Genomic DNA, 14,030 nt, shown 5'->3' with positions numbered 1-14,030 from the left:
TCGCCGTGCCATGGCGCCATACTCAATGCTCGGTCGGGCATTAGCGGCCGAGTCGTCTCTGGTGCCATACAGGTTTCGTCACCGCCATGCCGGGATCCTTACAGCCCATTCGACCCGCTGTGAAAAAATACACCGCTTGAAATATGGACTGGTCGGTACTAAATTCACGGCATGACACGCGGACGCCCTCTCAACTTCAGCCCCCACCAAGCCACCAGCGCCGCCATGCAGGTGTTCTGGGCACAGGGCTATAACAGCGCCTCTACCCGCGATCTGCTCAATGCCATGCAGATCTCGCGCAGTAGCCTCTACCAGGCCTACGGCAACAAGGAGCAGCTGTTTCTCGAGGCGCTGCGCCACTACCGTGACCACCTGCTCGAGCGTCTCGAAAAGCGCTCGAAAGAGGCCCCCTCTGCCTTGGCCTTCATCGAGAGTCTGTTTCTGGATACCGCCGCCGAGGCCGGCAGTGATCGCGCCGCGCTAGGCTGTTTGATCTTCAACTCCGCCAGCGAACTGGGGCAGCAAGAGGGGCTTGCTGCCGAAGAGGCGAGACGCAGCTTGGATGCTATTACCGCACTGTTTCGTGAGGCGGTGACCGCCGCCCAGCATCAAGGGGAGATTGACGTTCAGCTAGACCCACAGGTGCTGGCCACCTATCTGACCATGGGTATGGCCGGCCTGCGCGCTCTGCTCAAGTCGACCCACGACCGAACCGCCACGGAATCCGCTGCCAGGCTGTTTTTGGCGTCACTTCGCTAACCGCCAGCCTCGTCGCTGGATGCAAACAACCAGATAACTTCTTGCGACTATTTTGAACTGATCGATCCATATTTCAGGTGCTACGCGTACCTTCCACAGCAAGTCAGGAGACACAGCATGTCAGCAGACTACAAGATGCAACTCGCCCCACAGACCCTCGACAACGCCGACGAGCGCGCTCGCCCCCTGCTCGAACAGGCCAATGCCAAGCTCGGTTTCGTGCCCAACATGTACGCCGGCATGGCCAAGGCGCCAGGCGTACTGGACACCTACCTGCACGGCTATGAGCTCTTCCGCGAGGCGTCTGGTTTCACCCCGCCCGAGCAGGAGGTCGTGTTCCTGACCATCAGCCGCCTCAACGGCTGCGGCTACTGCATGTCGGCGCACAGCATGCTGGCCGATAAGATGTCGCAGGTGCCGGCCGACGTGCTCGAAGCCATCCGTGACGATAAACCGATTCCCGATCAGCGCCTGGCCGCGCTCAGCGCTTTCACTAGCGTCATGTTCGAGAGCCGCGGCAAGCCAGCCAACGAGGACGTCACGGCATTTCTTGCGGCCGGCTTCGAGGAGCAGCATATCCTGCAGATCGTCTTGGCCATGGCGGTAAAGACGCTCTCCAACTACGCCAACCATGTGAACCACCCGGAGCTGGATGATGCCTTTGCCGGCCATGCCTGGCAGGGCTAACCTATCCAAGCATGCCGGTGCAGCATGCGCTGCACCGGCATGACATCATTCGCATGAGGGCAATCCCATGTTACGCATTCTGACCCTGTCGTTAGCGACGCTGTGGTTTTCGACGCAGCTATACGCCAGCGATATGACGCCCCTGATCGACGCCGAATGGCTCGATCGCCACCTCGACGAGGACAACCTGGTGGTACTCGACGTGCGCTCGGATATCGACGGCGGCGGTGGCCGTGACGCGTTCGAAGCGGCGCAGATTCCCGGTAGCCTGCATACCCGCTACGGCGAAGATGGCTGGCGCGAGAGCCGTAACGACGTCGCCGGCCTGATGCCTGCGGTCGAAGAGCTGGAACAGCTGATCGGCGAGCTTGGCATCGATAATGACAACCGTGTGGTGATCGTACCCGCAGGCACCGGACCCACCGATTTCGGCACCGCCGCGCGCATCTACTGGACCTTCAAGATCCTCGGCCACGACCAGGTGGCGATTCTCGACGGCGGCTTCGCCGGCTGGCAGCAGCAGGGCTTCGAGGTGGTCAGCGGCCCGACACCCAGCCTAGAGCCCGCCACCTTTCGGGCCGAACTGCGTGAAGCGCTGATCGCCACCACCGAACAGGTGGAAGAGGCGCGTCAGCACCAGACCCAACTGGTTGACGCACGTCCGGCGGACTATTTTACCGGCGAAACCACCTCCCCGGCGGTGCGCCTGGCGGGCACGATCCCCGATGCGCGCAACCTGCCACACCAGAGCCATCTGAATGACCGCAACGGCGCCTTCTATCTGGACACCGCAGGGCTCGATGCACGCATCAATGCCGCCGAACTGAGCCGCGATGAGCGCACCATTGCGTTCTGCAACACCGGCCACTGGGCCGCTACCGACTGGTTCGTGCTCAGCGAGATCGCCGGCTTCGACAATGTCGCCATGTACGATGGGTCGATGGCCGCCTGGACCATCGGTGAATCTCGCCCAGTACAGTTGGCCCGCCGCGGCCTCGAGCTGATCAGCGGCGACTGACGTATCGCGCAAGGCCTAAGACCTAACCACCACCTCGGGCTGGAACATCCTGAGATGAACCAGCCCGAGGCGTGGCAACCGGCCCGCTCAGTGCCGCAGTTCGAGCGCCTCATACCACCCCGAAGCCTGCTGCTCAGGTTCGCCATCGAGCTCATCCGGGCACGGCTCGACCGGTGGCTCAACGGCCGCCACCTGGCCATCCGGGCGCTCCAGTAGCGTTCTGAGCTGGCCGAAGTGCGGCACCTCGCCTCCTTCCAGGTCGAGCATCCCCAGCGTCGACACCAGCGCCTCCATGCCGTGCTCTTGATCCTCCAGCAACTCATACACTTGCACGAAGGGCGTACCATCGTCCCAGCCTACCTTGATCGGCTGGTCGACAATATTGACCTGAGTGCCCACCGGCACGGCACCGAATATCGCCTCGATATCCTCCGGGTACATGCGGATACAGCCGCGGCTGGCACGCATACCGATACCGTCCGGATCATTGGTGCCATGTATCAGATACCCGGGGATATCCAGCAGAATGGCATGCCTGCCCAGCGGGTTGTCGGGCCCAGGCGGCACGACCGCCGGTGCCGGCTCCCCTCGCGCCGCCGCCTCCTCGCGCATGGAGCGGGGCGGATACCAGGCCGGGTCCTCCAGCCGCATGGTCGTTTGGGTCACGCCCAGCGGCGTGTCGTAGCCCTCGCGACCGATACCGATCGGGTAGGTCTCGACTCTCGGCGTCTCCCCCAGCGCTGGCTCGGGAAAGTAGTAAAGACGCAGTTCAGGGATATTGATCACGATGCCCGTGCGTTCCGCATCGGGCAGGATATGCCGGGCCGGCACTACCACCTCGGTCCCGACACCTGGCACCCAGATGCTGACGTCGGGATTGGCGCGACGTATCTCCTCATAGCCCAGATTATGGGCACGCGCGATGTCGAGCAGGGTGTCCTCCTCACTCTCCACCACGATGGTGTAGGTTTCGCCAATCACATCGCCGTTTTCCGGTAACCGGTAGTGGCCCAACGGCCACTCCGTGGTCTCCTCGGCCAGCGCTGGCGACGCGACCAGCAGCGTGAGGGTGAGCAGCAGTCCACACGGCCCGCTCCTGGCAGGTAGCGCGACTCGGCAGGTTCGGGGGATCATCATAAGGCCCCCCGCTGACCGTGCTGCGGCACTTGACCGTCGTCACGCTTAGCGTCTATCGGCTGCCGACGCGACCATGCGACCAGCACCATGCCGACGATGATCATCGGCGCAGTCAGCAGCATGCCCATGGTGACCCAGCCAAAGGCGATAAAGCCGAGGTGCTCATCCGGCAGTCGCACGAACTCCACGGCAAAGCGGAACACGCCGTAGAGCAGCATGAACATGCCGGAGATCATCCCCCGTCGCCGCGGCTCTGCGGACAGCCACCACAGCAGTACGAACAACACCACGCCTTCCAGGGCAAATTCATACAGCGCCGAGGGGTGGCGCGGTTCGGGCCCCATATGGGGAAATGGCATCGCCCAGGGCAGCTCGCTGACCCGACCGGGCAACTCGTGATTGATAAAGTTGCCGATCCTTCCCGCGCCCAGACCGATCGGCACCAGGGGCGCGATAAAGTCGGTGAGCTGGAAGTAGCCGAGCCGATGCTTGCGCGCGAACAGCAGGGCCGCCACCAGTACTCCAAGCAGGCCGCCGTGGAAGCTCATGCCGCCATCCCAGATCTGGAAAAGCCACAGCGGATCGGCCACTAGCCGCTCGACACCGTAAAACAGGGCGTAGCCGAGACGGCCGCCTGCCACTACGCCCAGCGCCGCATAGAACACCAGGTCACCGATAGCATCCTGGCCAAGACCGACCCGATGGGCGCGCCGACATCCCAGCCACCAAGCGGCAACGAAGCCCACCACATACATCAAGCCGTACCAGTGAATCTGCAGTGGCCCAAGCGAAATCGCCACTGGATCGATATTGGGATAGTCCATCAGACGCCCCTCCGCGGCTTGCTGCCAGCGTCCGTCGGCAACGCCACCCAGCAGATGGCGTGCCACTCTGTGCAGTAGGTCATGGATAACCTCTCGTCTCTCGTGAAGATTGACTCGTCAGTAATACGAGCCGCCAATCAGCAGCGAGTCAGACGCGAGGGGGGCGTTCAAGACGCCCGGGGGAGGTAGACAGCCAGGCAGCGTCAGGCGCATGCAGCGCCTCGCTGGAGGGAGGAAGCCATCCGCTCGTGGGCGAGACCCAACCGGCGAGATTGACGCAGGGGCTAACGCAGCCCGTACCGCTACTCTCCTCTTCGGAGAGTTCAACGCCGATAGCGATGTCGAGCGAAGACAGCAGTTCCATGGACGGCTCGCCATGGAAGGGACAACTCTCTTCACCATGCAGGCGCTCCCCTGCCGCTGCGGAGGGCAGCGTCATGGCAAGCACCAGTGGCAGGCATAGCAGCCAGTAGAGGAGATGTCGCAGCATGGATCGAATTGATTCGCCAGAGATATGAGTTACGCAGAGGAGTATTTCACGCTGCTCAGCACCCAGCAACCAAGGGGCCGCACCCTGGTTGGGAGCGCCGCCCATTGTCACGCTGGCCTGAAGGCCCCACCGCGGCTCGAGGCAGTCATTAGCCAAGATCATGGGCCATCGAAATCATTGGGCTGACCAGGATGGCGGGGCCGCTCTCAAAGCCCCTTTGCCCAGCTGGTTTCTCCCAGCGCCGCGATGCGTGCCACCTCTGAGGCCGGAACTGCCTGGCGATTACCCACCTCCAGGGGGTCGTAATGAAACACATAGAGCCGAGAGGCAAACTCGGCAATCGGCAGCGAGGCCTCGCCAGGGCGTTCGCCGTAACCATGGGTGGTACAGGTGATGCCCTGCCCCCAGTTCTGGCCGCTATCATTGTTGGGGTTGAAGAAATAGACGCGCATCTGGTGGCCGGTATCCAGGGCGACGCGGAGTATGGTGATCGCATGCCGGCCCACTAGGCGTGCACCGCTGTCTGTAACCGCAATGCCCGCCGGCTGCGGGTGAACCACCGGCAGGTTACCGTTGTAGAATGGGTGGTAGCAGGCATAGAAGTGGCGAATGAAGTCATCGTAGTCGTCGAGCTTTTGCGAGTGTATGCCCACCACCACCCGAAAGCCCTCGCCCACCCACCAGCCGTAAAGCTCCGGGTTGATCCAGCGGTGCAGGTCATCGTCGCGTTGACCGCACAGCCGGCCCATTTCGATATAAATACGGTCCAGATGGGCCACCAGGATCAACGATACCGCATCGACATCGACAGGCGGCTCTTTCGCCAGACCTGCCTCGAGATCCCGGGAGGAGACTCGCTGGCCCTCGAAGCGCATGGTGATCTCGTCGTCTCGAGCCGCCCATACAACCAGCTGCAGCAGATAGTCGGGGTCGTTGTAAGCCCACATGGAGAGACCGATCACCGATTGGCAGGTCGGGTTATTGCCCTGTCCGACTCCCAGCGGCTGGCCCAGCAGGCCGATCACACCGGCGAGCAAGAAGACCCGCGGGGGATGTGCATCGCCAAAGACAGTCGCCAACTTCTGCGATGATTCAGTGCACAGTGTCAGGCCGATCTGCCTCCACAGCCCCGATGCGACTGCAGGGGTGAACAGCGTGCCGCGCTCGAGCAACATGGCCAGACCGTATAGCGATTGGCAGGTTTCCGGATAGACGGCCTCGTCGATCAGGGTATCCACCAGTTGGCTGTAACACTGCAGAACATCGTGCCCCGTCATGCTCAGCCCCAGCGCGCAGGGAATCAACTCCTCGCGATAGCCCCGCAGGTAGCGCAGGAGCAGCGGGTGATAGGGCGAGACCAGGCCAGTGTCGTGCATTGCCGAAGCGAAAGCGGCGGCCTCGTCGCCAAGTGCGGCCTCGTCCATCGCCTTGAGTCGCTGGCGGTACACCGTCAGGCCCGGGTCGTCACGACAGCCGGGGGCCGGCCCGAAGAGCGCACTCACCAGGCGCGCCGCCTCATCCATGCCCGCGGTGTCGGCCTCGGGGTCGAAAAGGCACTCGGCAATCTGACCGATCATCTGCTTGATGCTTTCCGTCTGAACCGGACGCTGGGAGAGCAGCCGGCTGACCTCCCCGACCAGGCTCTCGTGGATGTTCTCGTAGCCGAGACTCTCGAGCAGGTAGCGGTACAGCGCATGCACGATCTCGCCCAGTGCCTGGGGGCGCTGGCGGTCGGCCTCGCTCAAGGTTGCGGATAGCAGGTCGAGGTTGAGCGCCATCACCTGGTTCAGGAAGCGCTGGGCCTGTTCCGCCGAGATGCCCGGGTGAAAGACATCGCCCTTGGCGACGGCCAGCAGGCGGATCTCGCTGAGGACTTCGATGACCGTGAGGCTGGCGTCACCCTGTCGCAACGAGCGCATCGCCAAGGCGGGTTGCAGTATCACCGGCTGTTCCCAGTCACTGTTGGCGAAAACACCCGCCGACTCGATGGCCGACACCCGGGCATAGAGAGCGTCCAGCCCACCGTCGAGCGCCATTACAGCTCTGGCCGACGCCAGCACCTCGTCCTTGGCGGCCAGCGGTTCCGACAATCGTGCCTGGGCGAGTCGTTGCAGCGCAGCGTCGAGCTGCAAGGCTGCGGGATGTTCAGGGGCACTGGGATCCCGTGTGTTCATGTGACAGCGTTCCCTCTGACTGTGATCGTTATAGTGCGCTCACTATGACACGATTCATTCATGGGCATGCCCACCTCGGTGACCTATTGGCCACCGGACCAGTCTGGGGGATATTGCAGCATGCAGTCACGTCAGGTTCACTCGAGAGGCGACCAGTCTCGCCCGCCATTTGCGCTCAAGAGTAAGTGTCCCTGGTCATCGGCAACCAGCAGACGCTGGGGGTCGTTCGGATCCACTGCCAGGTGCAGCAGGTAGCGTTCCCCCCAGCCGCGCTTCACCACCTCCCAATCACGGTTGCCCTCTTCCGCTCTCAGCAAGCCGCCCCCTATCATGAAGGCATATAGCTCCCCCTGGCTGGCCACCACCAAGCTGGCGGGACGGCGCTCAGGAAATATCTGACGCCAGCGCTCACCGCCGTCAGGGCTCATCAAGAGTCCCGTCTGGGTGGCGGCATAGAGCTGATCGGGATCTCGGCTCGAGGCCGCCAGGGCAATCAGTCCAGCGGGCGCCTTGGCGCGAACCTGCCAGCTGGCACCACCATCGTGGCTGACCTGGAGCTGTCCGCCATAGGCCCCATAAAGGACGCTGGGACTTGCTGGACTGATAGTCATCTGATGGAAATCTACCGGGCCATCTACCCCTGAGGCGTGCCGTGACCAGCTGCGCCCCGCATCGCTGGACTTCACTACGCCCAGATTGCCTCCCCTGGCCGGGTGGCCGCTGGCGAAGAACGTCTCGCCGTCTTCGGGATGAGGCGCAAAGCCCATGAAGTCATGGGTCTCCTCCGAGACCCGGCGAGCCATTCCATCGCGCCCAACGGCATAGAAGCCATGGTGAGTGGCCAGCCACAGTTGTTCGCTATCGGATCGATTGAAGGCCAGACCGTGAATGTGGGTCTGCTCTCGCAACTGCTCAAGACTGATACCGCTTGGTTCACGGGAGCAGCCCGCCAGCAGGGTTACCAGAACGGCCACGGCAAGTAGCCAGCGATAATAGGTCATCAAGTCAGTTCCTAATCACTCGTCAGATAGGGCTAGTGCCACGCAAAGCATCCGCGCGGCGGCGAAATAAAAAAGGAAGAATCAGCTCACTCGGATCGTCGCCATCATGCCTAGCTCTTCGTGTTCGATGATGTGGCAGTGGAACAGCCAATCGCCGGGCTCGCGGAACACCATGCGCAGCCGCAGGCGCTGATAGGGCGCCATGTTGACGGTGTCCTTCCAAGCCAGCCAGGGCGCCTCCCGCCACTCGCCATCGGCATCACGGGTCGAGATCACCTGGAAATGGGTGCCATGCACATGGAAGGGATGGTCCATGTGGGAGTTGTTGAAGACCTCCCACTCTTCCACCTCGTCGGCCTGGCCCTCGAACAGGACCTCGTCCATGGCGAAGGCTCGTCCATTGATCAGGAAGTCCACCTCGGGGGGCGCTGCCGGTTCATCCATCGCTTGGTCAGCCGCATGCCCGGGGCCATGGGTGCCATGATGGCTACCACCGCCGTGGGCAGCATGAGGGTCGCTGTGCCCTGGGCCGTGGTCATCGTGGTCTGGCATCACCTCAGTGAGCTCCACTTGTCGTCGTACTGCCGGCTCACCCAGGGGCTGGATATGCGCCAGAGCGTCGGGGAGTGAAACCGCAGGATAGACGCCAGCATTAAGGGTATGGATGAACAACAGCGGTGCTATCTCGTCCAGGTGGGGTGGCCGAGCGCCCATCCAGCCGCGTTCGTAGGGGTGGCTTGCCAGCATGAAGCGGCCCTCAGCCGACTCACTCACCCTTACCAGCAGGTCGGCCCGCTCCCCAGGAGTGAGCAGCAGTTCCTCCAACGGCTGTGGCCGCTCAATCAACCCGCCATCGGTACCAATCAGGGCAAGCTCATGTTCATCCAGACGCAAGCGTAAATACCGGCCAGCACAGGCGTTGACTATCCTCAGCCGCAGGGTCGTACCCGGCGCCACATCCAGACGCGGTTCACGCTGGCCATTGACCAACAGCAGCTCACCCTCGCGTCCGTTCATCCAGTCCTCGTCGGTATGGGGTGCCACTGTACCGTCCACATTCAGACGCAGGTCGCTGACCACCAGCAGATGCTCATCCACCTCCATAGGCAGCACATCCTGAGCGGGCCTTACCAGCAATGCCCCTGCCAAACCGTGGGCGATTTGCCGGGCTGTGCCGTGATGAGGATGGGGATGGAACCAGTGCAGGCCGGCACTATTTTCCGGGAGAGTGAAGCGGTAGCGGCGCGATTCTCCCGGCGCGACGGAATCCCAAGGCGCACCATCCTGCGCTTTTGGTACCGGCACGCCATGCCAATGGACGGTGGTCTCATGCGACAGTTCGTTGAACAGGGTGACGTCCAGTTCATCCCCCTCGCGCACTTCTATCAGCGGCAGCACTTTGCCGTTGTAGAGCCACAGTCTGGCCTCAAGCTCATCGCTCAGAGGCACCGTATGCGGAGCCGGGGTCAGGGCGCTTTGAAAATGGCCAACAGCATCGCTCAGGTTAACGATGCGTGGCAGCGGCTGCAGCGGCCGGCCGCCCTCCGGTAAGGCGGTAAGAACGGCGGGTAGAGCCGAATGGGGGTGTTGGCGTGACAGGGCAAAGCCCATGGTGCCCGCCGTCGATAGCACCAGGGCTCCTAGCGCCGAATAGCCCAAAAATTCGCGACGATTCATGAAGTTTTCCTCGTAGCATGAACACTCTCACCGAGGATTGATCACCACGGTGCCGTAAGCGGTAAGAGGTTCAGGCGCGAGGAGGACGCTCGTAGGGGGCGGGTTGTCCTGAAGGTTTGCTCAAGCCTAGCTCAGGCAAGGGTGAGGCCAGTGCCACCTCACCGGCGGCCAACGGCCCCATGGAGACAGCACACTGAGCGCAGGGCATACAGCAAGGAGACGCCGCAGTAGGGTGTGAGTCGCTCGTCTCGATCGCTTCAGACATATCCAGTGCCACCTGATCGTGACTTGCCAAGCTCTGCAGGCAGGAGGCATCGCCATGATGTCCAACCGCCACCACAGGCGTGGCTATGGCCAGTATCAAGGCCAACATCAGGCAGATCAGCCGGTGGCGGTGGAGTCGAGACATGAGGTGAGGCGGCCATGTGAGCCATTGGGAGCGCCAGTATTCCACGGCCCTTAGCGCCCAGCAACCTGAGCCCGGCACACAAGTTCCGCAGTGGACATCTCTTGACGTGTATCAATGGACGGGCGGCGGCGGTGAACTAGTGTTAGGAACACACAGCACCGATAAGCGAACCCATCGTCATGCAGCCACAGGCGCCTGAACAGAGCGCGATACCCGACCAAAGCGGACTACCGCTCTGGCTTGGCGCCTTGTTGTTGCTGCTAGTGCTGCTGGTGCCTCATTCGGCCAATGCCCATGAGGGAACCTTTGCCAACTCTGCTATCTCCACAAGCCTCGAATTTTCCTCCCCCGAAGCTTCGCCCGCTTCCTGGCTTACCACACCCCCCGATATGCCGCACTGCCACCATGGCTATGCGGCACGTCAGATCGTCGGTGGTTTACCTCGCGTAGCGCCTCAGGATAGCGAAGACGAGACGGTTCACCACTCTCTGCGTGACACCGACACGCCCCCACGCAACCTGACCCAATGCGGTGTGCCAAGACCCCCTACCCTCTCCTCGGCGATCCCGGTCTATCTCCTGACGCAGCGTTTCAGATCGTGAGTTTCGATGATCTCCCACCGCAATAGGTTGTGACGTGGCATTGACCTCTGTGCCCCACACAGCTCACAGAATGCAGACGATGACCATCGATCGGGCCCCTCGCCCGACGGGAGAATGAATATGAAGACTCGCAAGCACACTATCGCCCTAGGACTCGCCTTGGCACTCGTGGCAGGCGGTACAAGCCTCACCCACGCTCAGGGAATGATGGGCGACAGCCAGGGCGGCATGGGCCCCGGCATGATGGGCGGCAACCAGGGAGGGATGGGCTCCGGCATGATGGGCGGCAGCCAGGGCGGTATGGGCTCCGACATGATGGGGGGCGGCATGATGCCCTGTCCGATGATGGGAGAGGGCATGGGCATGATGTCGATGCTCGACCCCGAGCAGCGCAGCGAGATGCGCGAGCTGATGCAGGAGCACCGCCCCGCCCAGTTCGAACGCATGGGGCAAATGATGAATCTGCGCGAGGACCTGATGGCAGAGATGCAGCAGGAGCGCCCAGACCCAGAGTCCGTGCAGGAACGCCATGCGCGCATGGCCGAGCTGCACGGCGAGATGATGGCCGACATGGTGCGCATGCGTAACGCCATGAACGACCTCATGACCGATGAGCAGCGCGAGCAACTTCGCCAGGACGCACCCGCCGACGTAGATCCCGATGACCATGACGCCCATCACTGATTGTCGATGACTGTGAAGAGGTAACTGGACGGACGGCCCCTTGGCCGTCCACGCGGCGACAGCGGCAGGAGGCACAGGATGCGCGACACCATGTCTAAAACAATCACCCTGACGGTACCCGGCATGGGCAGCGACCATTGTGCCGGGATCGTACGCAAGACGCTCGAGCGTCTCGATGGTGTAGGTGAAATCCAGACCAACATTGCCAACCACCATGTCAGCGTGACTCTCGATGATGGCGGGCCCGATGGTGATTCCCTGAAGGAAGCCGTCGAGGGCGCAGGCTACGATGTGGCGGCCGTCCAGGCCGACCAGGCGGAGGACGCCCACGGCGACGCCGAGATCGAAGAAGCCTATCTCTCCCAGGCCCGCAAGCGCCTGATCATCGCTGCTATACCTACCACCCTGATCATGCTGCTGATGATGCCGCACATGTTCTGGCAGCCGATCCCGGGCTATCTAGCGATTGTCGCCCTGCTCGCCTTTCCGGTGGTGTTCCTTTATGGCGGTATCGCCACCCACAAGTCGACCTGGCGGTCGCTGAAGAACGGCACGTTCAACATGGACGTGCTGATCTCCATGGGCAGCCTGCCCCCCTACCTGATCGGCCTGGTCGGCTTCATTACGCCGATGACCTCATTCATCGAGATGGCCGCCACCATCATGACCTTCCACCTGCTGGGCCGCTACCTGGAGGCACTGGCCAAGGGACGCGCATCCCAGGCCATCCGCCGCCTGATGACCCTGGGCGCCAAGACGGCGCGGGTGGAGCGCGACGGCAAGGAGGTCGAGGTGCCGGTGAAGGAGCTGGCCCTCGGCGACATTATGATCGTGCGCCCCGGTGACAAGATGCCCACCGACGGCGAGGTGGTCGAGGGCGAGGGCCACCTCGACGAGTCCATCGCCACCGGCGAGTCGATACCGGTCTTCAAAAGCACAGGTGACAGCGTGATCGGCGCAACTATCAACAAGGAGGGGCGACTGCGGGTCAAGGCGACAAGAGTCGGCGGCGATACCTTTCTCGCCCAAGTAGTGCGCCTGATCGACCAGGCCCAAGGCTCGCGGGTACCCATTCAGGAATTCGCCGACCGCATGACCGGCCGCTTCGTGCCGACGGTGCTGTTGATCGCCCTTGCCAGCCTGATCATATGGCTGACGGTGCCAGACGTCATGCGCCCGATACTCGACTGGGGCGCAACTTTCCTGCCCTGGGTGAATCCCGACGCTACCACACCGGTCCTGGCGCTCATCGCCGCCATCGCCGTACTGGTCATTGCCTGCCCCTGTGCCCTGGGCCTGGCCACCCCCACCGCCCTGATGGTGGGCTCTGGCATCGGCGCCGAGCGCGGCATCCTGATTCGCTCCGGGGAGGCGATCCAGACCTTCAAGGACGTCAAGGTCATGGTCCTCGACAAGACCGGCACCATTACCCGCGGCGAGCCGAAGCTCACCGAAGTGGTCACCGCTGAAGGCGTCAATGAAACCAAGCTGTTGACGCTTGCCGCCAGTGTCGAAAACGCCTCGGAACATCCCATTGCTCGCGCCATCGTGGAGGGTGCCGACGAACGCGGCGTCAAACCCGGCGATGTCAGCGAGTTTCGCTCCACCGGGGCCCGCGGCGTCTCGGGGAAGGTCGGCGACGAGAGCGTACTGATCGGCAATCGCCACCTACTGGAAGAAGAGGGCGTGCAGGGTCTCGACGCTCTGGACAGTGCCATGGGCGAGCTTGAGGGCAAGGGGCGCACCGTGGTGATCGTCGCTGCTAACGGTCGAGCCCTCGGGCTGGTGGCTGTGGCCGATACCCTCAAGAAGGAGTCGATCGAGGCCATTCGCGGCATGCACGCGCTGGGGCTGCACGTGGTAATGATCACCGGCGACAACGAGCGTGCCGCTCACGCCGTGGCCGAGGAAGTCGGCATCGACGAAGTTCAGGCCGGCGTACTGCCAGAAGGCAAGGTGGATGCCATCCGCGCGCTGCAGGAGAAGCACGGCAACCACGTGGCCATGGTCGGCGACGGCATCAACGACGCCGCGGCGCTCAAGCAGGCCAACGTCGGCATCGCCATCGGCGCCGGCGCCGACGTAGCCATCGAGGCCGCCGACGTGACCCTGGTGCGCGGTGAACTGACCGCGGTAGTGGACGCCATGCACCTCTCCCGCGCCACCTACGGCAAGATCGTTCAGAACCTGATCTGGGCCAGCGCCTATAACATCGCGGCCATTCCGATTGCCGCTGTTGGCCTGCTGCACCCCATGATCGGCGTCATTGCCATGACCGCCAGCTCCCTGTCGGTGATCGGCAACTCGCTGCTGCTCAAGCGGGGCTTCATCCGCAAGAACCCGCAAGGAGAATCAACATGAACCGGCTCCACCACTGGATGATGACCGCTTGCCTGGTACTGATGGTGGGAGCCATGCTACTACTGATGTGGCGCGCCCAGTCCCTAAGCGGCGGGGCCTGGCTATTGCTGCCAATGGCACTCTGTATCGGCGCCCACCTGGTGATGCATCGCCACCACGATAGATAAGATGTCCCGACATAGCTGCCCAGGGACACACGAACATGCT

Annotated in this window: 12 protein-coding genes; 6 read left to right on the top strand and 6 right to left on the bottom strand. The window is 62.7% G+C overall.

Features of this window, described 5'->3' with window-relative positions; translation table 11 throughout:
- Positions 1-171 precede the first annotated feature (171 nt).
- The 3 genes from IEI94_RS08295 (at position 172) to IEI94_RS08285 (ending at position 2,464) form a co-directional block, all read left to right on the top strand.
- The gene (locus IEI94_RS08295; RefSeq protein WP_191166825.1) at positions 172-759 is read left to right on the top strand and encodes a TetR/AcrR family transcriptional regulator; all 588 of its coding nucleotides are present in this window, start codon (positions 172-174) and stop codon (positions 757-759) included.
- 117 nt (positions 760-876) lie between these two features.
- Complete coding sequence (locus IEI94_RS08290) at positions 877-1,446, top strand: carboxymuconolactone decarboxylase family protein (protein ID WP_191166824.1); 570 nt, start codon at positions 877-879, stop codon at positions 1,444-1,446.
- A gap of 67 nt (positions 1,447-1,513) precedes the next feature.
- The gene (locus tag IEI94_RS08285) at positions 1,514-2,464 is read left to right on the top strand and encodes a sulfurtransferase (RefSeq protein ID WP_191166823.1); all 951 of its coding nucleotides are present in this window, start codon (positions 1,514-1,516) and stop codon (positions 2,462-2,464) included.
- Between the two features lie 87 nt (positions 2,465-2,551).
- Here IEI94_RS08285 and IEI94_RS08280 read toward each other — a convergent pair whose 3' ends face one another.
- From IEI94_RS08280 to IEI94_RS08255, 6 genes are all read right to left on the bottom strand, one after another.
- Positions 2,552-3,601: a L,D-transpeptidase family protein gene (locus IEI94_RS08280; RefSeq protein ID WP_191166822.1), complete on the bottom strand. Its 1,050-nt coding sequence runs from the start codon at positions 3,599-3,601 to the stop codon at positions 2,552-2,554.
- Complete coding sequence (gene lgt / locus IEI94_RS08275; RefSeq protein WP_191166928.1) at positions 3,598-4,428, bottom strand: prolipoprotein diacylglyceryl transferase; 831 nt, start codon at positions 4,426-4,428, stop codon at positions 3,598-3,600. The genes IEI94_RS08280 and lgt overlap by 4 nt, the downstream gene beginning before the upstream one ends.
- Positions 4,429-4,573: 145 nt before the next feature.
- The gene (locus IEI94_RS08270; protein ID WP_191166821.1) at positions 4,574-4,915 is read right to left on the bottom strand and encodes a hypothetical protein; all 342 of its coding nucleotides are present in this window, start codon (positions 4,913-4,915) and stop codon (positions 4,574-4,576) included.
- Positions 4,916-5,121: 206 nt separating this feature from the next.
- Positions 5,122-7,089 (bottom strand): hypothetical protein, encoded by a 1,968-nt coding sequence (locus tag IEI94_RS08265; RefSeq protein WP_191166820.1) that lies wholly within the window; start codon positions 7,087-7,089, stop codon positions 5,122-5,124.
- 137 nt (positions 7,090-7,226) lie between these two features.
- Positions 7,227-8,090 (bottom strand): exo-alpha-sialidase, encoded by an 864-nt coding sequence (locus IEI94_RS08260; RefSeq protein WP_191166819.1) that lies wholly within the window; start codon positions 8,088-8,090, stop codon positions 7,227-7,229.
- Between the two features lie 81 nt (positions 8,091-8,171).
- Positions 8,172-9,767, bottom strand: a complete 1,596-nt coding sequence (locus IEI94_RS08255) for a multicopper oxidase family protein (protein WP_191166818.1) — start codon at positions 9,765-9,767, stop codon at positions 8,172-8,174.
- 1,131 nt (positions 9,768-10,898) lie between these two features.
- On the opposite strand from IEI94_RS08255, the gene IEI94_RS08250 reads away from it, so the two are divergent.
- From IEI94_RS08250 to IEI94_RS08240, 3 genes are all read left to right on the top strand, one after another.
- Positions 10,899-11,462, top strand: coding sequence for a periplasmic heavy metal sensor (locus tag IEI94_RS08250; RefSeq protein WP_191166817.1), 564 nt, complete (start codon positions 10,899-10,901; stop codon positions 11,460-11,462).
- Positions 11,463-11,552: 90 nt separating this feature from the next.
- Complete coding sequence (locus IEI94_RS08245; RefSeq protein ID WP_224750003.1) at positions 11,553-13,823, top strand: heavy metal translocating P-type ATPase; 2,271 nt, start codon at positions 11,553-11,555, stop codon at positions 13,821-13,823.
- On the top strand, positions 13,820-13,990 hold the full coding sequence (locus IEI94_RS08240) for a hypothetical protein (RefSeq protein WP_191166815.1): 171 nt from the start codon (positions 13,820-13,822) through the stop codon (positions 13,988-13,990). The genes IEI94_RS08245 and IEI94_RS08240 overlap by 4 nt, the downstream gene beginning before the upstream one ends.
- Positions 13,991-14,030: the final 40 nt, after the last annotated feature.

This window comes from Halomonas sp. ML-15, from assembly GCF_014779595.1.
Lineage (GTDB): Bacteria > Pseudomonadota > Gammaproteobacteria > Pseudomonadales > Halomonadaceae > Franzmannia.
This window is presented reverse-complemented; position numbering and strand designations above follow the sequence as displayed.